The following is a 22,366-nucleotide window of genomic DNA, read 5'->3' on the forward strand; positions in this document are numbered from 1 at the left end:
GCGGCAGAAGGGGAAATTCCATGGCAAAAAAATACGGCAGGCTACGTGTGATTTCGGGCGTCATTGCATTCTCTGTTTCTACCCACGCCTATTGCGCTGAAAATCGACTGTTTGTAAAGCGAACGCTTCTGAAAGCATCGCCCGCAGTCAGTCAGATTACGGAAAATCCCGCCACCGAAGATTTCAGCGTCGCGGCGGCACAAAGCGATGTCGTATCCGCCGATTCCGACCAGATCACGCTGGACCTTCCGAAAGGGGTGGTTGCCACCGCGCGGCGCACACGCTTCCAAACCAATGCCGACGGCACCCAGACGTGGACCGGCAATTTCCGGCCGCAGCTGCTGCGCGCCGGCCAGGATGCGGATGCGCCGGCCGACGATCCGGCCAACGCGGTGTTTCTGGTGCGTAACGGCAATCGCGTGACCGGAACAGTGCGCCTGAACGCCAAGCTTTACGCCATCCAGCCGCTGGCCGACGGCGATCACGCCGTGATCGAAATCGACGAATCCAAGCTGCCTGCCGACGCCGCGCCGCTTGAAGAGGCGGACACCGACAGCGCGGACGCCTGCTATGCGGCGTGGTCCTCGTCGACGATCTACGACAAGCCGGGCAAGCAGGTGACCCACAACGGCCGCAAATTCGAGAACAAGTGGTGGACGCGCGGCGAGACGCCGGATCCGACCAAGCCGTATGGCGCCTGGAAGGATCTGGGCCCGTGCTCCGGGAGTGCGCCAGCTCCGGCTCCGACACCTGCGCCAACACCGGCACCTGTACCATCGCCATCGCCATCGCCATCGCCATCGCCATCGCCATCGCCATCGCCATCACCATCACCATCACCAGCACCAGCACCAGCACCAGCACCAGCGGCATCGTGTTACGGCGCGTGGTCGTCCAGCCAGACCTATGCCAGCGCGGGCCTCAAGGTGACGCATGGCAATCGGAACTATGAGAGCAAATGGTGGACGCGCGGCGACGACCCATCCAAGGCCGGGCCATATGGCGCGTGGAAGGATATTGGCGCATGTAGCGCGCCCAGCCCCGCGCCGGCACCGGCACCATCGCCATCGCCCACCCCCGCACCTGCACCTGCGTCGGATCTGACCACGCTCAGGATACTGGTCACGGCCACGCCGCAAGCCAAGGCCAACATCGCCGATCTGGACGGCGTGGCGCAATTGGCCATCGCGGAATCCAATCAGGGTTTCGAGAACAGCAAGATCAAGATCCGCTTCGAACTGGCAGGCACCTATGTCGTCAAGAACTACACCGAAACCGGTTCGTACAGTACCGAGCTGAGCCGCGCCCGCGTCAAGGGCGACGGCTATATGGATGACCTGCACACGGTACGGGCAAACACCAGCGCCAACATCGTCGTCGTGCTGCTGAACTCGCGGGAATACTGCGGCATGGCGTACGTCAAGGCGAACGCGGCATCGGCGTTTGCCACCGTCGGGCGCAACTGTGCGACCGGCGTACTGACGTTCGCCCACGAGATCGGCCATCTGCTGGGCGCCACGCACAACAATGAGATCAGCACAAATCCGAACTTCCCCTACGGGTACGGCACCATCGTGCCGGGCAAGTGGCGCACTGTCATGGCGTATGAGTGCACTTCCGGCGGCAGCTGCCCTCGCATCAATTTCTGGTCATCGCCAAACGTCTTCTATCAAGGACGCGCGACCGGAGATAGCCTCCATGACAACGCGCGCGTGCTGAACGAACGCCGAGAAACCGCCGCCACCTGGCGATAGGCGCCAGCGTCACCAATAAGAACCGCGCCTTTGCGGTTACCCGCTACATCGCAAAAGCCAGCCATCGCGCTGGCTTTTTTGTTTCCCGTTTCAGTTATCGACGCTTTTATTTTATCGACGAATAAATTCCGCTCCACGATCTTTTTTTCAGAATGCGCCAATCCAATATGGATACCCTTGAAATCAAAACGCTATTTTCCTTATCTGGATGCCATCGCGAGGACGGCCTCGCGGCAGAAGGGGAAATTCCATGGCAAAAAAATACGGCAGGCTACGTGTGATTTCGGGCGTCATTGCATTCTCTGTTTCTACCCACGCCTATTGCGCTGAAAATCGACTGTTTGTAAAGCGAACGCTTCTGAAAGCATCGCCCGCAGTCAGTCAGATTACGGAAAATCCCGCCACCGAAGATTTCAGCGTCGCGGCGGCACAAAGCGATGTCGTATCCGCCGATTCCGACCAGATCACGCTGGACCTTCCGAAAGGGGTGGTTGCCACCGCGCGGCGCACACGCTTCCAAACCAATGCCGACGGCACCCAGACGTGGACCGGCAATTTCCGGCCGCAGCTGCTGCGCGCCGGCCAGGATGCGGATGCGCCGGCCGACGATCCGGCCAACGCGGTGTTTCTGGTGCGTAACGGCAATCGCGTGACCGGAACAGTGCGCCTGAACGCCAAGCTTTACGCCATCCAGCCGCTGGCCGACGGCGATCACGCCGTGATCGAAATCGACGAATCCAAGCTGCCTGCCGACGCCGCGCCGCTTGAAGAGGCGGACACCGACAGCGCGGACGCCTGCTATGCGGCGTGGTCCTCGTCGACGATCTACGACAAGCCGGGCAAGCAGGTGACCCACAACGGCCGCAAATTCGAGAACAAGTGGTGGACGCGCGGCGAGACGCCGGATCCGACCAAGCCGTATGGCGCCTGGAAGGATCTGGGCCCGTGCTCCGGGAGTGCGCCAGCTCCGGCTCCGACACCTGCGCCAACACCGGCACCTGTACCATCGCCATCGCCATCGCCAGCGCCGTCGCCGTCGCCATCGCCATCGCCATCGCCATCGCCATCGCCATCGCCATCGCCAGCACCAGCACCAGCACCAGCGGCATCGTGTTACGGCGCGTGGTCGTCCAGCCAGACTTATGCCAGCGCAGGCATCAAGGTGACGCACGGCAATCGGAACTATGAGAGCAAATGGTGGACGCGCGGCGACGACCCCTCGAAGGCCGGGCCATATGGCGCGTGGAAGGATATCGGCGCGTGCAGCGCGCCCAGCCCTGCTCCGGCACCTGCTCCGGCACCTGCTCCGGCACCTGCGCCTGCACCTGCGCCTGCACCTGCGCCATCGCCTTCGCCCACCCCGGCGCCTTCGCCTTCGCCTTCATCAGATCTGACCACGCTCAGGATACTGGTCACCGCCACGCCGGAAGCCAAGGCCAACATCGCCGATCTGGACGGCCTCGCACAGGTGGCCATCGCGGAATCCAACCAGGGTTTCGAGAACAGCAAGATCAAGATCCGCTTCGAACTGGCAGGCACCTACGTCGTCAAGAACTACACCGAAACCGGTTCGTACCTGACCGACCTGCTCCGTGCCATCGACAAGAGCGACGGCTATATGGACGACCTGCACACGGTACGCGCAAACACCAACGCCAACATCGTCGTGCTGCTGCTGAATGCGCGGGAACTCTGCGGCCGGGCATACCTCAAGGCGAATGCGGAACGGGCGTTTGCCACCGTGGGGAACATCTGTGCGACCGGCACACTGTCCTTCGTCCATGAAATCGGCCATCTGCTGGGCGCCATGCACAACCCTGAGCGCCAAGAAACAAACCCGTACTTCGATTATGGGTACGGCTATATCGTGCCGGGCAAGTGGCGCACCATCATGGCAGGCGAATGCAGTTCTGGCGGCAAGTGCCCGCGGGTGAACTACTGGTCGTCGCCAAACATCTTCTATCAGGGACGAGCGACCGGTGACAGCCTCCACGACAACGCGCGCGTGCTTGAGGAGCGTCGCGGAACCGCCGCCACCTGGCGATAGCCGGGACGACCCGGAGTCTGGCGCAGCATCTTTGGGCCTGCTGCCATGACTCCTGCCATCGTTGGCGCCTGGGCTCCGTTATGCTGTCGTGCATTGAAACCACGTTTGCACGGAGCCCAGACCAATGACAACGAAGTCCGCGCCGCAGACCCAGGTACGCTGCGGCTGGTGTGGCGACCTGGAAGACTATTGCCACTATCACGATAACGAGTGGGGCTTTCCGGTCGACGACGATCGGAGGCTGTTCGAGAAACTCTGCCTGGAAGGATTCCAGTCCGGCCTGAGCTGGCTGACCATCCTGCGCAAGCGGGAGGCGTTCCGCAAGGCCTTCCACAATTTCGAGATCGACAAGGTCGCGCGCTTCACCGAACGCGATGTGCAACGGCTGCTCGGCGATGCCGGCATCGTGCGCCATCGCGGCAAGATCGAAGCGGCCATCAATAACGCCAAACGCGCGCAGGAACTGCTCGAAACCGAATCGTCGCTGGCCGCCTATTTCTGGAAGTTCGAGCCCGATCCCAAGACCCGGCCGAAAACGCTGACGCCCGAGGTGTTACGCACGATGGCGATCAGTCCTGAATCGACGGCATTGTCGAAGGATCTGAAAAAGCGCGGCTGGAAGTTCGTAGGCCCGACCACGATGTATGCGCTGATGCAGGCGATGGGGCTGGTCAACGATCACATGGACGGCTGCTCGACGCGCGCGCTGGCGCTGCGCGCGCGCAAGTCGTTCCAGGTGCCCCGCTGAACTGGATCGACCGTGCACGCGCCGTCGCGCGTACATGGAACGGATAGGGGCGCACCGGCCGCCAGCGCTTGCGGATTCTGAAACAGCCCGTATACGTATACTCATATTGTTTACGTATACATAAATAGTAGTAGTAATGGTTAACACTAGGGTATTTCGGTGGATAACCCGAATTTACCCTTGCGCATCAATGGGTTGGAAAGAAGATAACCCGCTTGGCAAGCGGGCTGCGCCGAGGTGGACAGCGGTGCACAACCTTTGCGGTCGGCAAGACGATTGACGTATACGCGTCAAGTTGTTCGTATACATCCCACAAGCCGCCCCCAGCCCGACCACAGGCTGTTCATGCGGTTGTCCCCAGCCTTGTGCAATGGATGTCCACAACATGCCGCTCGTGCGTGTTGCGCTGAATCGGATCACACTGTCGCAACCTTGCCCCCGGAGCCCGTTATGGACGCCACAACCCTGCTTCTTTACCTGATCGCCGTATCGGCCGTCATGGTCACGCCAGGCCCGACGATGCTGCTCGCGCTCAGCAACGGCGCCACCCGGCCGATGCGCGTCGCCGCCTGCGGTATCGCTGGCGCGGCGCTGGCAGACCTGATCCTGATTGGCGCGGTGGGCTGCGGACTTGGCGCCCTGCTGCAGGCGTCGGAGCATCTGTTCACGGCGGTCAAGTGGATTGGCGCGGCGTATCTTCTTTATCTGGCGGTAGCGATGTGGCGCGCGCCCACGCAGGCGCTGAGCGCATCGACCGCCGCCACGTCAGCCAGCGGCCGCGCAGCGTTTCTGCGCGCGCTGTTGGTGGCGCTATCGAATCCCAAGACGATTTTGTTTACATCGGCATTCGTGCCGCAGTTCGTGCATGCGGACAAGCCGGTGGCGATCCAATACGTCGTCCTTGCGCTGATCGCCGCCGCGATGGATATCGTGATGATGTCGATCTACGCTTTCGGCGGGCGGCACGCCATGCGCACGTTGTCCGCGCGGGCCGTGCAATGGATCAACCGTGGCTGCGCCGGAATGCTTGCGTTCCTGGCAGTAGGCCTGAGCCTGTATCGCCGTAGCGACTTACGCTGACGCCCGCGCCGGCGCGTCGGTGCGCGGCACCCTGACAGGGTCGACGTGCGTCATGACGTTCAGCACGTCGTCGCGCGCCATCGCCCGGCGCCGCGCCTCACTGGCGATCGCGTGCCCCTGCTCGACGGTCAGGTCTGCCTGGATCTCCAGATGGACGTCGACCAGCACCATGTCGCCCATCTTGCGCGTCTTGAGATCGTGCAGGCCGAGCACGCCCGGCGTCTGCAGCATGGCCTCGCGCAGCGCCGCGACGACATCGTCATCGGCGGCGCGATCCATCAGGTCGTTCATGGCGTCCCAGCCGAATCGCAGCCCCATGCGCGACACCATCAATCCCACCACGATCGCTGCCACGGGATCGAGTACGTGATAGCCGAGCAGATTGCCGCCGATACCGAGCGCCACCACCAGGGACGACGCCGCATCGGATCGCGCATGCCAGGCGTTGGCCACCAGCATGCTGGAGCGCACGCGCTCGGCGATGCGCAACATGTAGCGGAACAGCAGTTCCTTGGCCGCCAGCGCGATAAGCGCCACCCACAGCGCCACGGTCTGAACCGGCTGCGCGCCGGACGGATGCTGGATCTTGCCCACCGCCGCCCACAGCATGCCGACCCCGACGGCCAGCAACAACGCCCCAAGCGCCAGCGACGCCGCGGTCTCGAAACGCTGATGCCCGTACGGATGATCGCTGTCGGCGCCCTTGCGGCTATGGTGCCCCGCAAACAGCACCACGAAATCGGACACCAGATCGGACAGCGAATGCAGCGAATCCGCCACCAACGCCTGCGATCCGGCGATCACGCCGATCACCCCCTGCGCGACGGTCAGTCCGATATTGACGAACACGCTGACCAGCGTGCTCCGCCGCCCCGCCGCGTGCCGCTCGTCGGCGCTGCTCGACGCCTCTGCGCCATTGCCGACGCCAGGGCTGAAGTGATCGGTATCGGATTCGCTCTCGCGCTGACTTTTCATCGCTCGGTAAATTTGCGCCCGCGGTCGCGGGGCCGGAATTGTGAAGCGTAAGGTAGCATTTTTGGCGGGACGCGACAGCCGGGGCGCAGTTGTGACGGGCTGGCCGCGACGAGGCGTTCAGCCGGCCCCATGCCAGTCCTGTCCGAACCGTACGCGGCGCATCGCATCGCCGCCGAATCGTTGTGCGGCGGTGCTGCCGCGCCAATGCAAAAAGGGCCCGGAATGATTTCCGAGCCCTTTGAATTTAATGCCTTGGCGTATTTGGTGGACCGAAGGAGGATCGAACTCCCGACCTCTGCATTGCGAACGCAGCGCTCTCCCAGCTGAGCTATCGGCCCGTAGCGGACGATTGTAGCCGAACCTTTGGCGGCCTTTCAATTGCTTCGGCCCAACACTTTGGCGGATTCACGACGCATCCATGCCAGGGTTGCCGCGCATGCCTTCGATTGTTGGCAGGTTCAGCGGACGGGCGTCGACTTCCCGGGTCGTGCGCAGCCATTGCGCCATCACGTCCCAGATCGGCGCGCCGCCAGCGTTGCGGGATGCTTCCGCGACGGGCGCCCAGCCGGCCACCTTGTAGGACTTGTACGCATCGATGGGCTGTCCGGCCAGGCGCATGTTGGTGATGCGCTTGCCGATTGGCTGGTTGGGGGCGATCGTGTATTGCAGGCCGCCCACGCGGACCATGTCGCCGCCCTGCTGGTAGTAGGGATCGGGATTGAACAGGTTGTCGGCGACGTCTTCAAGGATCGTCTTGATGGTTTCGCCGGACATCGCGGTGACGGTCGTGTACGGATACGTGATGGCGGTCTGGTCCATCAGCGCCTCCATCGTGATGTTCTCGCCAGGCAGCAGCGTCGTGCCCCAGCGGAAGCCCGGCGAAAACGCGATTTCGGCGTCCTGCACCGCCATCAGGCCGTCCAGGATCAACTGGTCGAAGGTACCGTTGAAGTTGCCGCGCCGGTACAACAGGCCGCGGTTCACGGCCAGCACCTCGCCGAGCTTGGCTTCGTACGGGGCGCGGACCTTGCGGATCAATGCGTCCATTGCAGGATCGGCCGGCAGGAAGTTGGCGAAGACTGGCAACAGCTTGTAGCGGAAATCGCTGACCTTGCCGTGGCGAACGTCGAAATCGAGCACGCCCAGGAACTTGCCGTTCGATCCGGCATTGGTGACCAGCGTGATGCCGCCTGCGTTCCTGACCGGCACCGGCGCGGGTACGCCGTCGTGGGTATGGCCGCCCAGGATGGCATCGAGCCCGCGCACCCGGGACGCGAGTTTCAGGTCGACGTCCATGCCGTTATGCGACAGCAGCACGACAACCTTGGCGCCTTTGGCGCGCGCCTCGTCGATTGTCTGCTGCAGGTTCTCTTCCTGGATGCCGAAGGTCCAGTCCGGCACCAGATAGCGCGGATTGGCAATCGGCGTATAGGGAAAGGCCTGGCCGATGATGGCCACCGGCACACCATTCATTTCCCGAATGAGGTACGGGTCGAACACCGGATCGCCGAAGTCGTTGGTCTTGATGTTCTGAGCCAGGAACGCGACGCGCCCCTTGAAATCGCCGTCGACGATCTGTTTGACGCGCTCCGTGCCGAGTGTCATTTCCCAGTGCGGCGTCATCACGTCGACGCCCAGCTGCAGCGCGGCGTCCACCATATCCTGGCCCTTGGTCCACAGTGCGGTCGCCGATCCCTGCCACGTATCGCCGCCGTCGAGCAGCAGCGCGCCGGGCCGGCTGGCCTTGACGCGCTGGATCAGCGTGGACAAATGGGCAAACCCGCCGACCTTGCCGTAACGCTGCGCGGCAGCCGTGAAATCGAGATACGTGAACGCGTGCGCGGCGGCGCTGCCCGGTGCGATGCCGTATTCGCGCAGGAACGCATCGCCCACCAGATGCGGCGGACGTCCGGCCCATTCGGCCACGCCCAGGTTCATGCTTGGTTCACGGAAATGCACGGGACGCAGCTGCGCGTGGCAATCGGTGAAATGCAGCAGATGAACGTTGCCGAAGCGCGGCACGTCGTAGAGCTGCTGGGCGGCTTGCGCGGCCTGCGCGTCGCCGCCTGGGAAAGTCATGCCGCCGGCGCCGGCCACGGCCAGCACCTGCAGAAACTCGCGTCGATTCATGCGGATTTCCGTTGCAAAAGTGGGGGCCGCTTCACGGCCTGGCGTAGCGCGCCAGCGCCGCGACGTCGTCGTCGAGCATCTCGCCGACTTCCTTCTGCACCACGCGGCCGTGGCCGTCCAGCACATAGAGTTCGGGCAGGCCCTTGCGCGCGCCGAACTGCCGGCGCAGCGCGTCGGAATCCATCGTCGCCGGGAAGGTATAGCCGCGCTGCTTCAGGTATGCGATGGCGTCCTGTGACTGGCGGTCGATGCTGATCGTCAGCACCTGCAGCCGAGTGCCGCGCGTCTTGTCGTAAAGCGCCTGCAAACGCGGATTCTGCAGCGCGCAGAACGGGCACCACGACGCCCAGAACTCGATGACCACCGGCTTGCCGGCCCACTGCGACGCATCGACGCGCCGTCCGTCGAGCAGCGTCATATCGGGCAGGCGGATCGTGTCGCCCACTTCGGCCGCCTGCGCGTGGCGTATGCCGGGCACGCCGGGCATGCCGAACAGACCGACCACGGCGGACGCGGCCAGCAGCCACGCCAGCGCAATTCGGCGCGCGCGCATCGTCGCCTACTGGTTGACCGGCGATGCCGGATCGAGCAACAGCGCCATCACATCGCGAATCTGCTGCTCGGTCAGGATGCCCTTGTGGCCAAACCGCGGCATGTTGGAGCACGCGCTATACGCGTTCGAGTCCCAGATCTTGCCCCAGGTGTAGCGAATCACGTCCTGCGAGTTGCCGCGCAGCTTGCCGTAGTTGTAGAGCGACGGACCGATATTGCCGAACGAGATCTCGGCCTTGGTCAGTTGGTGGCAGGCATAGCAGTTGGCGCCGTTGGGCGCGCCCACCTGATCGGAAAACTGCATGCCGCGGCCGTTTTGCGCGATGCGCTCGCCTTCCTTCCAGTCGCCGATAAAGTTGTTGTCGGCCGGATATTTCACCAGCTTCAACTCGGCCGCTTCCACCTTCTTCGCCAGCGCTGCCGGCACCTTGGTGCGATCCGGATACTGGCTGCAAGCCTTCTGCGTGGCGTCCTGGTTCACCACGCCCTCCACCGTCGCCGGGCCCTTCGATGTGAACGACGATTCGATCATCTGACGCACATCGGCGTCGGTCACTTTCACGCTCTTGGCCTTGGCTGCGGTTTGCGCCTGTGCGCCGGTGCCGGCCAGCAGCAACAGCGACATCAGCGCCATCGTATGCAGTGTTTTCATATTGTTGTCCCCCTGCTCAGCGCTTCATGTTCGGGCCGTCGTACGTGCCGCCGTTCGCGTTGCGCGCCAGATACATCGTCAGCGCGGTAATGGCGTCGGATCCATAGGCCGGTTCGGGGAAGCGCTGCTGGCGCAGGCAGTCGTAAAGCCGATGCTGCATCGTGCGGACCTCGCCCTGCGATACGCGATAGGCCGGCCAGGTGGTGTACGCGGCCTGTGCGCCCTTCTCGGTCATCAGATTCGGCAGGTCCTGCAGGCGGATGCGCTGGCCGTCGACGGCATGGCACGTGGCGCACGCGAAATCGTAGGCGCCGCCGCGATAGAAGAACATCTTCTGGCCCAGCGCATAGACGCGCTTTTCCTCAGGATGCGCCAGTTGCACGTTCATCTTCACACCGCGCGATTCGCCGGTGACGAAGGCCGCCAGCCGCTCGATATCGGACGGCTGGCCTTGCGACGAAAACGGTTGCCTGGTGGCCTCTTGCTGCGTCAGGCCCTGAAGCGTCACGCGGCAATACGCGAGGCGCTGCTCCAGATCCATGACCTTGTTGGCGTCCTTGAAGTAACGCGGCAGTTCCGCGTAGGCGCCCTTGGTCACGCCCGGGCCCTTGCCCAGATCGCATTGTTCGAGCGATACGTTGCGCGGGCCGGCCGGCTTTTTCCACAGCTCCTCGCCGGCAGCTTCCCAGAGTTCGGCGGGATTACCTTCGGCCAGCATCTGGCGATACTTGGCGATTTCCTCGGCCGTCTTGTCCTGCGCCAGCGCGGGGCCGGACAGCGTGGCCGCAACGGCCGCGGCCGCAGCGGTCAGCGCCACAAGCGCGGGCGCCACGGCGCGCGGCAGGCGACGGATGGTGTGGCGGGTCTTGCGCACGGTAACCATGGGGGCGTTCTCCTCGCCATCGCGCCGCATGGTCTGGAGGCGGACGGCTGTATTGTCATCGCCGGCGGCTCACCGGCAAGTATTGATCGAAGCGCGGCGACGGCTAGCCCGGCGCCCGCGCCATCGACTGCATCACGGCTTGATATAGGCGTAGCCTTCGTCGAACTGCAGGCGGGCGATTTCGACCACGCCGGCCGGCACCACCTTGGCATCCATCAGCAGACTCTGTTCGGAAATCTTGCGCGCGGTCAGCGTGTTGCGGCACGCGCGAAACTCGACGCCCGACGATGCAAGCGCAGCCACCGCGGCCTCGAAGGTGTTGCCGCGGCCATCCTTGGCACCTTCCAGCAGGAAATCCACGCCGTAGCCGAACGCCACCACCACGATCTTCGTGTCGGGCGCGCCGTTCAGGTGATTGCGCAGGTTGGACATCGCCCGCACCGCCTGGTCGATGCCTTCGGAGAGTTGATAGACCACCTTGACGCGTCCCTTGCCGGACGCCGCCTGCGCGGGTGCCTGCTGGGCCGCGGCCCTGGCCGAAAGGCCGATGGCCGCCAGCGCCGCCGTGGCGCGAATGAATGCTCGCCGCATGATGCTTCCTTGTTTGCCGGGATCAGGCGATGGTGGCCTCGTCGGTACGACGGTCGCCACGGTTGTCGACCCACGTGACGGTAACCTTGTCGCCCTTTGCGCCGCCCTTGAACTTGAAGTTCAGGAACGGGTCCTTGGAGACGGCCGGGCCAAACTGGGCGTTGAATACTTCCTTGCCCTTGTACGATGCAATCACGGTCTGGATATGCCAGGCCGGAATCGTCTTGCCGGCCGAATCCTTGCGCTGGCCGGTTTCCATGTCGTGCTTCATCAAGATCTTGACGTCAACGACGCCGCCGTTTTCGGTGGCGCGAACGCGCATCGGGTCTGCCATGTGCTTCTCCTGTCAGCAGTAATCGGAAAAATCAGGTCTCGGATCGATTCGACCGTGGCAGCAATCAGCCGCCGCAGCCGCCCAGCGTGACCTTGATTTCCTTCGATGCCACGTACCACTTGCCGCCCGCCTTGACCGCTGCGTGCACCACGGACGTCTGGCCCATCTTCACGCGCGTGGAAACGAACGGCTCGGTGCCCGGCGGAATGGTGAAATCGGCCGCCAGCGTGTTCGGATTCTTTTCCACCAGGATGGCGATCTGCTCGGTATCGGCGATATTGCTGGTGACCGACACGGGCACCACGGCGCCGTTCTCGGCGATGTCGGGAGCGTTGAAACTAATGGCGGTGCTCTTCTCCGTGCCGCTGCCGCCCAGCGCCTTGATGACGTCGGCCACACTCTTGCCGTCGAAAGCGGTCTTGTTCCATTCCGCGGCCTGCGCTTCGCTGATCAGGCCGGTGGCAGCCATCAGCGACAGCACGGCGGTCATCCGCAGTACATCTCGTCGTTTTGCGTTCATCTTGCTGTGTACCCCGTACTTGCGTACCGGTTTTGTGTCGACCCGTGTTGTGCCGGTGCGTCGCCGGCGATCTGTTTGCTGCTTGGGGGAGCCGTTCGATTTCGATCATCGCGGGCCGTCGTCAGTGCCGGCCGGCCCGCGTGGGGCAATGCGAACGCTTACTTGGCCGGTGCGCCTGCCAGGATCCACTCGACCACGGTCTTGATGTCGGCGTCGCTGACGGCCGCGTTGGCCGGCATCGGCACCGGGCCCCAGACGCCCGAGCCGCCGTTCTTCACCTTGGCCGACAGCTTGGCCAGTGCACCCTTGTCGCCCTTGTACTTGGCGGCAACGTCCTTGTAGGCCGGGCCGACCAGCTTCTTGTCGACCTGGTGGCAGCCCATGCAGGCGTTCTTGTTGGCGATCTCCTGCGCCTTGGCTGCGTCGACGGCGTGCGCGGACGCGGCGGCTGCCAGCAGCGCGGCGGCGATGACAAACTGCTTCATGTGTTGTGCTCCAAACGGATTGAGCCGTGGGGACGGCAAATCGCCGCGCTCGGACGATCTCCGCGGCGCGGCGCGCGCTGGCCGCCGTTGGGGCGGGCTTCTCGGAAGGCCTCTGCGGTGATCGGTGAGGGTCTTCGGGGCATATGCGGCCAGTCCGCTATTTTGCCTCAAGAAGTGGCAGGTATACGAGACGCGACAGTGATATCCATATGCAGAAATTGCCGGGATATCTGCGTCAACCCAAGGGTAAACCCGATATTTTCCGGCAAATGATTCACATGTGGAATCAGCGGCCCGCCAGCGCCCGGCCGGTCCCCAGGCGGTTGCCGAAGACGTTGAGCAGCAATCCGGCCATGACGACCACGGCGCCGATCCATTGCACGATCGCCAGGTCCTCGCCAAGCAACGCGTGCGCCGACAGCAGGCCGATCACCGGCACCAGCAGCGTCAGCGGCGCCACCTTGCTGGCGGCGTATCGGGTCAGCAGGCGGCCCCACATCGTGTAGCCGAACAGCGTGGCGACAAACGCCAGATAGCAGACCGCGAAGACGCCCATGCCCGAGACATGGGTGAGCGCCTGCGCGATGCGCGCGGGTCCCTCGAACCACAACGACAGCAGTGCAAATGGCACGATCGGCACCAGCGCGCCCCACACCACGAGCCCCAGCAGGTCGACCGCCCCGATCTTCTTGCTGACGATATTGCCGGTGGCCCAGCACAGCGCAGCGCAGAGCGTCAGCAGGAAACCAGCCGCCGTCATGCCGCCCGGGCCATGCGCCGCGCCGCTGCCGATCAGCGCCAGGCCGCCGGCGGCAATCGCCATGCCGGCCAGGTTATGCCAGCGCAGCGGTTCGCCAAGCCACAGCGCTGCAATCGCCACCGTGAAGAACACTTGCGATTGCAGCACCAGCGACGCAATTCCAGCCGGCATGCCGACCGCCATCGCATAAAACAGAAAGGCGAACTGGCCGAGGCTGATCGAAGCGCCATATGCGACCAGCATGCGCAGCGGAATGCGCGGGCGTGGAATGAAAAAGACGGCGGGAAACGCCACCAGGCAGAAGCGCAGCGTACCGAGCAACATCGGCGGCACTCCGGCCAGGCCAACTTTGATCACTACGAAATTGACGCCCCAGACCAGAATGATGGCGAGGGCAAGAAGACGGTCTTTGGCTTGCATGATCGATAAGGGAGCGCCGACATCCCCGGGGGCGGGACGTCAGGCATGGCTAGGGTAGCAGCCGACCCCGCCCGCGCGTTGCACGATCTTGCGGTTTTGTTGCGAAGTCTCCATGCGCCTGGCGGTCCTCGCGTCGGCGGGGGACCCGGCGGCGGCGCGCCCGGTGCTGCGGGAATGGCCGCCCGGCGCGGCGCGGCCATCGTACAGGCCATGAAGCCGCCGAAACCCGCCCGGCCGGCTCAGCCCAGTTCAGCTCAGCATGTCGGCCCAGATACTTCGCGCCCACGCCATGCCGTAGGCGCCTTCCACGGCGCTTGGCTCCGTCGATAACCCGCCCGAGCCTGGCACGGTCAGCATCGTTTTCTGTGCCGCATCGTAGCGATGCACGCTGGCAATATGGATCGCCTCCGTCGCCGACGTAAAGCTGTAGCAGGTATTGGTGTACACCGGCGCCGGGTCGGGCTGCCGGCCGGCCAGCAGTTGCAGGATCGCGGCCGCCGCCACCTTGCCGTGCTGGTTGGCCATGGTGCCGGACTTGGGCATCAGCGGCGCGATCTGCACCGCGTCGCCCAGTACGTGGATGTCCGGCGCCACATGGGACGCCATGGTGAGGAAGTCCACTTCGCACCAGCGTCCGTTGGCCGTTGCCAATCCGGCGGACACGGCGATGGCCCCCGCACGCTGCGGCGGCAACAGATTCACCACATCGGCCTTTTCGTCGTCCTGCACGTCGAATCTGATCGTGCGCGTGGCGGGATCTACGTCGATGGCTTCGTGTTGCGGGCGATAGTCGATCATCCCCTTGTAGCGCGTGTTCCACACCTGGCGGAACAGCGCGCCTTTGGACGTGATGTCCGGATTGGCATCGAAGATCAGCACCTTGCTGCGCGGCTTGTGTTGCTTCAGATAGTCCGCGACCAGACAGGCGCGCTCATACGGCCCCGGCGGGCAGCGATACGGCGCAAGGGGAATCGCGATGGCGAAGACCCCGCCGTCGGGCATCGCGGCAAGCTGACGGCGCAGTATTTCCGTCTGCGGGCCGGCTTTCCAGGCGTGAACGATCCGGTCGTCGCCCGGGCCAGCCTGGGCCAGACCCGGCATCGCGCTGGTCTGCATTTCCACGCCGGGCGACAGGACCAGCCGGTCGTAGGGCAGCGTCGCGCCGTTCGCAAGCCGCACCGTGCGCCGGTCCGTATCGATGGCCGCAACGGTGTCGCGCACATGACGGACGCCGTGCTGTCGCGCCAGGGCGTCGTACGGCAGCGTGATATCGGCCATCCGCCGGTAACCGGCCACCACCAGATTCGATAACGGACAGGACACGAATGCGGCGTCGGGCTCGACCAGCGTCACATCGACCGCGCCGCGGCTCCAGAAGCGCAGGTAGCGCGCCGCCGTGGCACCGCCGTAGCCACCGCCCACCACCACCACCCGGGCCGGCGCCGCGGCGCGCGCCAGACGCGGCGACAGACAGCCCATCGCCGTGGCGGCCAGTCCCGCCTTGAGTACGGATCTCCGATGCATGCGGAATCTACTTCTGATCCGCGAACCACGCGGCCATGCCGATGATTTCCGTATCGCTGTAGCCCTTGGCGATCTGCGGCATCACGGTGCCCGGGCGCTTGCCAAGCTTGTAATCGAGCATCAGCTCGACCAGATCGGCCTGCGACCGGCCGGCCAGACGCGGCACGGGACTGCCAGCAGGCGGGCGACCGTCGGGGCCGTGGCAGACCGCGCACGATGCGGCCTGATTGCGCGCCTGCTCCACCCGCGCGCGCTGGGCTTCGATCGTCAGCTTTCCGGAATCCGCCGGACCGGCCGTGACGGGGCCGGACGCGGCGGGCTGCGCAAGCAACGGCGCGGCGCATAGCCCCACGGCGAGAGCAACCATCCAGCGGGGGGACAACGGCAATCGCAATGGGGCTTTCATGTGGCTTCCTTTTGTTTCAGTCTCAGGGGAGATTGCGTCCCGGCGGCAGCGCCACCGGCGACGACACCGGCGCGGCGACCGGACTGGTCGTGGCGCCCGACGTGCCCATCGATGCCGGCGCATCGGACGTGACCGGCGCATTCGGCTGGCTACCCGGCACCGATTGCACCGGCGCCGGCGTGCCGACCGCCTCGTTGCCGGTATTGCCGTTCTGCGAAGTCGTGGCCTGGTCCAGGCGCGCGCGCTCTGCTTCGCTTACGTAGTCGAACACCTTGACGACCTTCTGCACGCCGCTGGCATTGCGCGCCACGTCGGTCGCCTTGTCGCCTTCGACGCTGGTGACCACGCCCATCAGGTACACCACGCTCTTGTCGGTCGTCACCTTGATCGAGTTGGCCGGCACGCCGTCGGCCGTCACCAGCAGTGTTTTCACCTTGCTGGTCAGATAGGCGTCATTGCTGCGCGTCATGAAGCCAGGCGAAGCGGTGATTTCGATCTCGTTGACCACTTCCCGCGTGTTGGGCAGACCGCGCACGTATTTTTCGATCTGCTGCTTGATATCCGCACTGGCGGCTTCACCGGTCAACAGCACCTTGCGGTTGAACACCGAAGTGCTGACGCGCGCCTGGCTGTCGTTGTAGCGCGAGCTCAAGGTGCTGTCGATTTCCACTTGCAGGCCGCGATCGATGGTCTGCGTGCCGGTCGGGCGGCGGTCGGTCGCCATGACCACGCCCGTGCCGACCGCGCCGGCCAGTACTGGAAAGCAGCCGGCCAGTTGGGTAGCCGAAACCACCAGGGCGGCCACGGTAATGGCAGTACGCGCGATGCGGGCCGGCGAAGTCTTGTTCTGATGGGTCACGTTCGTCATGCGGTGTCTTGGTTGTTCGGATGGATGGCGGAAATGATGCGGGAAACGGACTGCAATGCAAGCGGATTTACCTCGCCCGCCGCAGCGCCTGTGGATATCGCTGTGGAATACATCGCGAAACCTGTGCATAGCTTGTGGGTAGCCATGTGGATAACCCGGGATAACTTCGGGCGCGATGTAAGCGTGGCGGTCATGCGGTGCCTAAAAGCGCCTCGTCGATGCCATCGCAGAGGCAATGGAGCGTCAGCAAGTGCACTTCCTGAATGCGCGCGGTCCGGTCGCTCGGCGCGCACAGGTGGATGTCGAATTCGCTGAGCAGCGCGGCGATCTTGCCGCCGCCCTTGCCGGTCAGGGCCACCACGCCCATGTCACGCTGGTGCGCGGCCTCGATGGCCGTGATGACGTTGGCGGAATTGCCCGAAGTGGACAGCGCCAGCAGGATATCGCCCGGCTGGCCGAGCGCCTCCACCTGTTTGGAGAACACCACGGAAAAATCGTAATCGTTGCCGATCGCGGTCAGGATCGAGCTGTCGGTGGTCAGCGCGATGGCCGCCAGTCCGGGGCGTTCGCGTTCGAAGCGGCCGATCAGTTCTGCCGCAAAATGCTGCGCGTCGGCCGCGGAGCCGCCGTTGCCGCACACCAGGATCTTGTTCCCGCTGGTCAACGCAGCCACCATCCGCTCGACCGCCGCATCGATATGCGGCGCCATCAGCGAAGCGGCCAGCCGCTTGGTGTCGGCGCTGTCCAGGAAATGTTGTTCGATACTTTCAATACTCATGGTCAGGTGACATCTGCACAATCCCGCGCATTATGACGCAGCGTCCGGCGCGTCGTTGTGCATCGACGTCAGGTCGAATGCGTTGGGCAGCCACTCCAGCCGGCCCGGCTCCAGCGCCACGACATCCACGCGGCACGGCGGCACGTGATCGAGCGAGGCCAGGTAATGCGCGGCCGCATGGAGCACGCGCCGCTGCTTGGCCGGCGTGATGCTTTGCGCGGCCCCGCCAAACCCGCGACCGCGGCGCTGGCGCACTTCGACAAATACCAGCGTCTGGTCCCGCGCGCGCATGATCAGGTCGATCTCGCCGCCTTTGCAGCGATAATTGCGCACGACCGGCGCCAGGCCCTGCCGCTTCAGGTAGGCCAGCGCCCGGTCCTCGGCCAGCGCGCCCTTTGCCGTAGTGGTTGGCGTGGTGGTTTTGAATGAGCGATTCAATGGAAGTTCTCAAGCATGAGTGACTGGACCCAGTTGGCCACCGGCCAGACCTATCCGCCCGCCACGCTGTACGTGGTGGCCACGCCAATCGGCAACGTCGCGGACCTTTCGCTGCGGGCGCTGCATGTACTGGGTCTGGTCGATGCCATCGCATGCGAGGACACGCGCAACACCGGCCAGTTGCTGAGCCGCGTGGGCGTGCAACGTCCACTGGTGGCGGTTCACGAACACAACGAGCGCGAGGCTGCCGTCCGGATCGTCGAACGGCTGGCTGCGGGCGAGCGCATTGCCTATGTATCGGACGCGGGCACGCCGGGCATTTCCGACCCCGGTGCGCGGCTGGTGGAGGCGGTGCGCGCAGCCGGCTTGCGCGTGACGCCGCTGCCCGGGCCCAGCGCGGCCGTCACGGCGCTTTCCGTGGCGGGCGACATGCTCGAGGCTGGCGGCGGGCGTTTTACCTTCGTCGGGTTTCTGCCCGGCAAGGCCAAGGCGCGCAACGACGCGATCGCGCACTGCGCCGCGCTCGATCACGCCTGGATCCTTTACGAAGCGCCGCATCGCATTGCGGACACGCTGGCGGCGCTGGCCGAAGCGTTGCCCGAATCGCGGCGGATCCTGATCGGACGCGAACTGACCAAGCTGTTCGAGGAAACGCCGGTGATGCGCGTGGCCGACGCGCCGGCGTGGCTGGCGGCGGAGCCGACGCGCGGCAAAGGTGAATTCGTGCTTGTCATCGAAGGGGCGAGCCGCGCCGAGGGCAGCGACGCCGACGCGCCCGACGCCGAGGCGGCGCGCGTGCTGAAGCTGCTGCTGGCCGAACTGCCAGCCAAGCGCGCCGCGAAGCTGGCGTCGGCCATCACGGGCGCCAAGACCGATGCGCTCTACAAGCTGGCGCTGGCGCAACGCACGGACGGCGAGGCGGACGCGGACCACGACTGAAAACAAAAACGGCATGACCACGCTCGTGATCATGCCGCTTGAGAAAATTCTTATCAGGAAGAGACGTTGCTGGCTGGGACAGGCGAGGTCGAGAAATCGGATCTGACCTGGCCGCATCGCCTTACTTGCGCTTGTACTTGGTGGTGGACTTGCCAGCCTTCGACCTTGCCTTGGACTTGGCCGGCACCAGCGAGTTGGCGGTATCGGGCAGGCTGACGTCGTCGGCGCCGCTGCCGTCACCGGCTTCCGCCCCGCCGGCCTCGATGTTCGGGCCAAGCGCGGCGACTTCCGTACGCGAGAGACGGCGGATTTCCACCTGCGTGGCGCCGTGGTCGACAAAGCTCAGGCGCTTTGCCGCCGCGTAGGACAGATCGAGGATCCGGTTGCCGTGATACGGGCCGCGGTCATTGATGCGGACCACCGCCACCTTGTTGTTGCGCAGGTTGCGCACCAGCACCCAGCTATCGAGCGGCAGCGTCGGATGGGCGGCCGTCATGGCGCGCATGTCGAAGCGCTCGCCGTTGGCGGTCTTGCGCCCGTGGAAGCCCTTGCCGTACCACGATGCCGTGCCGCGCTGCTCGAACGTACCCATGTCAGCGCGCAGACCGTCGATGGACGGCTGGGTCGGCGTGTTGTCGTCTTGCCAGCCGAAAAGATTCCAGTTGCCGCGATCGTCGGTGCGGTCGGCCGGCGTGGCAGCCTTGCCCGTCAGCGCCCGGGTGGACTTGGTGGAAATAGCGCCGCTAGTCGATGCGGTCTCGGTGTCGCTGCCCGGGGGCGTCGCGCACGCGGCCAAAGCCAGCGCAGACACGATGATCGCGCACTGACGAAGGAAGCGGTTGGAGCCGGGCGCCATCTCGCGCGCGGCCCCGGGACGGAATAGGGGCAGACTGAGCATGGCGCGCAGTCTATCATCGGTCGTTTTAAGCTAGTGCCTTGATTTTGTTACGAAATCTAAAGAAACGGCGACGAATTCCCCGCAATCCACCGCTACACAAGGGATTGCGCCGATTACCCTGCCATCGCTGAGGTGCGGCGGATACTTAACTTTCAGATTCTTCTCACGCACGATTCAAACGTTTCGCGGCCGAGTAGGCGCAGCATCGAGGGCTACAATGGCCCACCCACGGCGCACCGCGTTCCCCGCCGGAACCGACGCGAAAAATGCAGATTGAGCCGCAAATGAAAGTCATCCTCATCCCCGTCACGCCCTTCCAGCAAAACTGCTCGCTGTTGATCGACGAGACCACGCAACGCGCCGCGGTGTGCGATCCCGGCGGCGACCTGAACCGCATCACCGCCGCGCTGGAAGAAAACGGCGTCACGCTCGAAAAGATCTTTCTGACGCATGGTCATGTGGACCACTGCGCGGGTGCGGCGGCGCTGGCACGGCAGTTCGACGTGCCGATCGAGGGCCCGCACGAGGACGAGCGCTTCTGGATCGAGCAACTGCCCGAGCAGACGCGCCGCTTCGGTTTTGGTCATGCGGAAGTGTTCGAGCCGAACCGCTGGCTCGACAACGGTGACACGGTGACGTTCGGCAATGAAACGCTCGAGGTCTACCACTGCCCGGGCCACACGCCGGGGCACGTGGTGTTTTTTTCGCGCGCAAACCGGCTGGCAATCGTGGGAGACGTGCTGTTTGCCGGGTCGATCGGCCGCACCGACTTTCCGCGCGGCAACCATGCGGACCTGATCCGCTCCATCCGCACGCGTTTGTGGCCGCTTGGCGAAGATGTGACATTCGTGCCCGGCCACGGCCCGGTGTCCACGTTTGGCGACGAACGTCGCAGCAATCCTTTCGTGGCCGACCACCTGATCGACGCAGCCTAAAGCGATGGCAAAGAAGCAAGCGCCCGACACCCGGCCGGAAATTTACGTCAGTACCGATGTGGAGGCCGACGGACCGATTCCGGGCCCGCATTCGATGCTGTCGTTTGCATCGGCCGCAATGCTGGCGGACAAGACCGTGGTGGCGACGTTTTCGGCCAATCTGGAAACACTGCCCGGCGCGGCGGGACATCCGGTGCAGATGCAATGGTGGAAAACGCAGCCGGACGCCTGGGCCGCCTGCCGTCGGGATCTGGAACGGCCGGAAGACGTCATGCCGCGCTATGTCGAATGGGTGGAGAGTCTTCCTGGCAAGCCCGTGTTCGTCGCGTTTCCGGCCGGCTTCGATTTCACCTGGATGTTCTGGTACATGATGCGTTTCGCGGGCCGGTCGCCGTTTGGCTGGGCCGCGCTCGATATCAAGACGCTCGGTTTTGCCCTGACGGGACGCCCCTATCGCAAGTCCGTGAAAGCCGCATTTCCGCCGCATTGGCACGATCCGCTGCCGCATACCCATGTCGCGCTGGACGACGCACTGGAACAGGGGGCGTTGTTCTGCAACATGCTGGCCGAGTTGCGCGCCCGCGAGGGCCGGCTGGCAAACCTTTCAGACGCATCCGGCGCCCCGGGCAACGCTGCGGCGCCGGAGTGAGCCCTTGGCGCCGGGATCCGGGGCTGCGTGAGGGACGGCCGTCCGTGCGGCACGCCACATGCGCCCGCGCGACAGCAACACCACAATTTTTCGCACGCTCTCCTATAGTGGAATCGTGAAATTGACGGCGTAGGTCCGTTCGAAACCCCGCGCGACGGTGCGCCGAGGAGGTGTGACCATGCGTTTCCATCCCGATCTACACCTGAAAGACCTGTCCAGCAGACTTCACTGGCCGCACCGCCCACCCTCACGTGCCGATGTCGTGGCTCATTTCCACTCGGCATCGGAAGACGCCGAAGTCGCCAAGGCACTCATCTATGTCAGCGCCGTCACCGCGATTGTGTTGCTGGTCGTGCTGGCCGGCATCAGTTTCGGTCAGGAGGCCATGCACTGGCTGGGTGTTGAATAAACGACGACTCGCCTGAAGCGATTCGCCTGACTGACCGGCCGGCCTCCCTTGCGGGGGGCCGGTTCTATTTTGGGTGTTGCTTTTTGCGGTGCGGCAAAGGTGTCAGGCCAGCAGTGGCGCGACGTTTTCTGGCGGGCGCCCGATCACCGCGCGATGGTCGCGCACGACCACGGGACGCTGCAGCAGGATGGGATTGTCCGCCACGGCGGCAAGCAGCTCGGCGTCGGTCAGCCCAGGGTCCGCCAGATCGAGTTCCTTGTAAGCCGTCTCGCCGTCCCGGATCATTTCCCGCACGGGCACGCCCAGCAGGGTGTGAAGTTGCCGCAGCGTCGACAGCGTCGGCGGCGTCTTCAGATATTCGACGATCTCCACGGTTTCGCCCAGGCGCGGCGCAGCGGCTTCGACAAGCGCCAGCGCCTCACGCGATTTCGAGCATCGGGGATTGTGGTAAATCGTGATCATGACGGCTTCCTCCTGCCTGCGTTAGATATCCCGGCACTATATACAACGGCTCGCCGGCTCTGACGAGGCCGCGCGGCGGAAAACGCGGCAAGGACCCCAGGTCGGACCCGTCGCTATGTCCGCCTGCCA

25 protein-coding genes and 1 tRNA gene are annotated in these 22,366 nt (G+C 64.5%); 8 read left to right on the plus strand and 18 right to left on the minus strand.

Annotation, left to right across the window (positions count from 1 at the left end; all coding sequences use genetic code 11):
- Positions 1-20 precede the first annotated feature (20 nt).
- The 4 genes from F7R19_RS30535 to F7R19_RS25485 all read left to right on the plus strand — a co-directional run bounded on the left by F7R19_RS30535 (position 21) and on the right by F7R19_RS25485 (position 5,629).
- Entirely contained in the window at positions 21-1,754 is a 1,734-nt protein-coding gene (locus F7R19_RS30535; RefSeq protein WP_150982442.1) for a zinc-dependent metalloprotease family protein, read from the plus strand.
- Between the two features lie 250 nt (positions 1,755-2,004).
- Positions 2,005-3,801, plus strand: a complete 1,797-nt coding sequence (locus F7R19_RS25475; protein WP_150982443.1) for a carbohydrate-binding protein — start codon at positions 2,005-2,007, stop codon at positions 3,799-3,801.
- 124 nt (positions 3,802-3,925) lie between these two features.
- On the plus strand, positions 3,926-4,549 hold the full coding sequence (locus F7R19_RS25480; protein WP_061953551.1) for a DNA-3-methyladenine glycosylase I: 624 nt from the start codon (positions 3,926-3,928) through the stop codon (positions 4,547-4,549).
- A gap of 450 nt (positions 4,550-4,999) precedes the next feature.
- Positions 5,000-5,629 carry a LysE family translocator gene (locus tag F7R19_RS25485; protein WP_150982444.1) on the plus strand — a complete coding sequence of 210 codons (630 nt, stop codon included), beginning with the start codon at positions 5,000-5,002 and terminating at the stop codon, positions 5,627-5,629.
- Here the strand turns inward: F7R19_RS25485 and F7R19_RS25490 are convergent.
- The 16 genes from F7R19_RS25490 to F7R19_RS25565 all read right to left on the minus strand — a co-directional run bounded on the left by F7R19_RS25490 (position 5,621) and on the right by F7R19_RS25565 (position 17,945).
- A complete protein-coding gene (locus F7R19_RS25490) occupies positions 5,621-6,604 on the minus strand; it encodes a cation diffusion facilitator family transporter (RefSeq protein ID WP_150982445.1) in 984 nt (327 codons plus the stop codon). The two genes, F7R19_RS25485 and F7R19_RS25490, sit on opposite strands and share 9 nt — an antisense overlap.
- 262 nt (positions 6,605-6,866) lie before the next feature.
- Positions 6,867-6,942 (minus strand) — tRNA-Ala (locus tag F7R19_RS25495).
- Positions 6,943-7,009: 67 nt separating this feature from the next.
- On the minus strand, positions 7,010-8,734 hold the full coding sequence (soxB, locus tag F7R19_RS25500; protein ID WP_150982446.1) for a thiosulfohydrolase SoxB: 1,725 nt from the start codon (positions 8,732-8,734) through the stop codon (positions 7,010-7,012).
- A 31-nt stretch (positions 8,735-8,765) separates the two neighbouring features.
- Positions 8,766-9,287 carry a TlpA disulfide reductase family protein gene (locus F7R19_RS25505; protein WP_150982447.1) on the minus strand — a complete coding sequence of 174 codons (522 nt, stop codon included), beginning with the start codon at positions 9,285-9,287 and terminating at the stop codon, positions 8,766-8,768.
- A 6-nt stretch (positions 9,288-9,293) separates the two neighbouring features.
- Positions 9,294-9,938 (minus strand): sulfur oxidation c-type cytochrome SoxX, encoded by a 645-nt coding sequence (gene soxX / locus F7R19_RS25510; protein WP_061953533.1) that lies wholly within the window; start codon positions 9,936-9,938, stop codon positions 9,294-9,296.
- Positions 9,939-9,954: 16 nt separating this feature from the next.
- Positions 9,955-10,821 carry a sulfur oxidation c-type cytochrome SoxA gene (gene soxA, locus F7R19_RS25515; RefSeq protein ID WP_211922792.1) on the minus strand — a complete coding sequence of 289 codons (867 nt, stop codon included), beginning with the start codon at positions 10,819-10,821 and terminating at the stop codon, positions 9,955-9,957.
- A gap of 132 nt (positions 10,822-10,953) precedes the next feature.
- Positions 10,954-11,412 (minus strand): DsrE family protein, encoded by a 459-nt coding sequence (locus tag F7R19_RS25520; RefSeq protein WP_061953531.1) that lies wholly within the window; start codon positions 11,410-11,412, stop codon positions 10,954-10,956.
- Positions 11,413-11,434: 22 nt separating this feature from the next.
- Positions 11,435-11,746, minus strand: coding sequence for a thiosulfate oxidation carrier complex protein SoxZ (gene soxZ / locus F7R19_RS25525; RefSeq protein WP_061953529.1), 312 nt, complete (start codon positions 11,744-11,746; stop codon positions 11,435-11,437).
- A 64-nt stretch (positions 11,747-11,810) separates the two neighbouring features.
- Positions 11,811-12,266, minus strand: coding sequence for a thiosulfate oxidation carrier protein SoxY (soxY, locus tag F7R19_RS25530; protein ID WP_061953527.1), 456 nt, complete (start codon positions 12,264-12,266; stop codon positions 11,811-11,813).
- A gap of 158 nt (positions 12,267-12,424) precedes the next feature.
- Positions 12,425-12,751 carry a c-type cytochrome gene (locus F7R19_RS25535; protein WP_061953525.1) on the minus strand — a complete coding sequence of 109 codons (327 nt, stop codon included), beginning with the start codon at positions 12,749-12,751 and terminating at the stop codon, positions 12,425-12,427.
- Between the two features lie 286 nt (positions 12,752-13,037).
- The gene (locus F7R19_RS25540) at positions 13,038-13,931 is read right to left on the minus strand and encodes an EamA family transporter (RefSeq protein WP_150982448.1); all 894 of its coding nucleotides are present in this window, start codon (positions 13,929-13,931) and stop codon (positions 13,038-13,040) included.
- 249 nt (positions 13,932-14,180) lie between these two features.
- On the minus strand, positions 14,181-15,455 hold the full coding sequence (locus tag F7R19_RS25545; RefSeq protein WP_150982449.1) for an NAD(P)/FAD-dependent oxidoreductase: 1,275 nt from the start codon (positions 15,453-15,455) through the stop codon (positions 14,181-14,183).
- A 7-nt stretch (positions 15,456-15,462) separates the two neighbouring features.
- Positions 15,463-15,861 (minus strand): c-type cytochrome, encoded by a 399-nt coding sequence (locus F7R19_RS25550; RefSeq protein ID WP_084003811.1) that lies wholly within the window; start codon positions 15,859-15,861, stop codon positions 15,463-15,465.
- 22 nt (positions 15,862-15,883) lie between these two features.
- Complete coding sequence (locus F7R19_RS25555) at positions 15,884-16,729, minus strand: BON domain-containing protein (protein WP_061953519.1); 846 nt, start codon at positions 16,727-16,729, stop codon at positions 15,884-15,886.
- A gap of 190 nt (positions 16,730-16,919) precedes the next feature.
- Positions 16,920-17,507 carry a phosphoheptose isomerase gene (locus F7R19_RS25560; RefSeq protein ID WP_061953517.1) on the minus strand — a complete coding sequence of 196 codons (588 nt, stop codon included), beginning with the start codon at positions 17,505-17,507 and terminating at the stop codon, positions 16,920-16,922.
- A 30-nt stretch (positions 17,508-17,537) separates the two neighbouring features.
- The gene (locus F7R19_RS25565; RefSeq protein ID WP_061953515.1) at positions 17,538-17,945 is read right to left on the minus strand and encodes a YraN family protein; all 408 of its coding nucleotides are present in this window, start codon (positions 17,943-17,945) and stop codon (positions 17,538-17,540) included.
- Positions 17,946-17,960: 15 nt separating this feature from the next.
- On the opposite strand from F7R19_RS25565, the gene rsmI reads away from it, so the two are divergent.
- Positions 17,961-18,884: a 16S rRNA (cytidine(1402)-2'-O)-methyltransferase gene (rsmI, locus tag F7R19_RS25570; protein WP_061953513.1), complete on the plus strand. Its 924-nt coding sequence runs from the start codon at positions 17,961-17,963 to the stop codon at positions 18,882-18,884.
- Between the two features lie 121 nt (positions 18,885-19,005).
- Here rsmI and F7R19_RS25575 read toward each other — a convergent pair whose 3' ends face one another.
- Positions 19,006-19,782, minus strand: coding sequence for a septal ring lytic transglycosylase RlpA family protein (locus F7R19_RS25575; protein ID WP_211922793.1), 777 nt, complete (start codon positions 19,780-19,782; stop codon positions 19,006-19,008).
- Between the two features lie 284 nt (positions 19,783-20,066).
- On the opposite strand from F7R19_RS25575, the gene F7R19_RS25580 reads away from it, so the two are divergent.
- The 3 genes from F7R19_RS25580 (at position 20,067) to F7R19_RS25590 (ending at position 21,775) form a co-directional block, all read left to right on the plus strand.
- Positions 20,067-20,717, plus strand: a complete 651-nt coding sequence (locus F7R19_RS25580) for an MBL fold metallo-hydrolase (protein WP_150982450.1) — start codon at positions 20,067-20,069, stop codon at positions 20,715-20,717.
- 4 nt (positions 20,718-20,721) lie between these two features.
- Positions 20,722-21,366 (plus strand): 3'-5' exonuclease family protein, encoded by a 645-nt coding sequence (locus F7R19_RS25585; RefSeq protein ID WP_061953511.1) that lies wholly within the window; start codon positions 20,722-20,724, stop codon positions 21,364-21,366.
- A 178-nt stretch (positions 21,367-21,544) separates the two neighbouring features.
- Positions 21,545-21,775, plus strand: coding sequence for a hypothetical protein (locus tag F7R19_RS25590; RefSeq protein ID WP_061953509.1), 231 nt, complete (start codon positions 21,545-21,547; stop codon positions 21,773-21,775).
- A 102-nt stretch (positions 21,776-21,877) separates the two neighbouring features.
- Here the strand turns inward: F7R19_RS25590 and arsC are convergent, their stop codons facing one another.
- Complete coding sequence (gene arsC / locus F7R19_RS25595) at positions 21,878-22,237, minus strand: arsenate reductase (glutaredoxin) (RefSeq protein WP_150982451.1); 360 nt, start codon at positions 22,235-22,237, stop codon at positions 21,878-21,880.
- Between the last annotated feature and the right edge of the window lie 129 nt (positions 22,238-22,366).

It is taken from the genome of Cupriavidus pauculus, from assembly GCF_008801835.1.
In the GTDB taxonomy this organism is placed as follows: domain Bacteria; phylum Pseudomonadota; class Gammaproteobacteria; order Burkholderiales; family Burkholderiaceae; genus Cupriavidus; species Cupriavidus pauculus.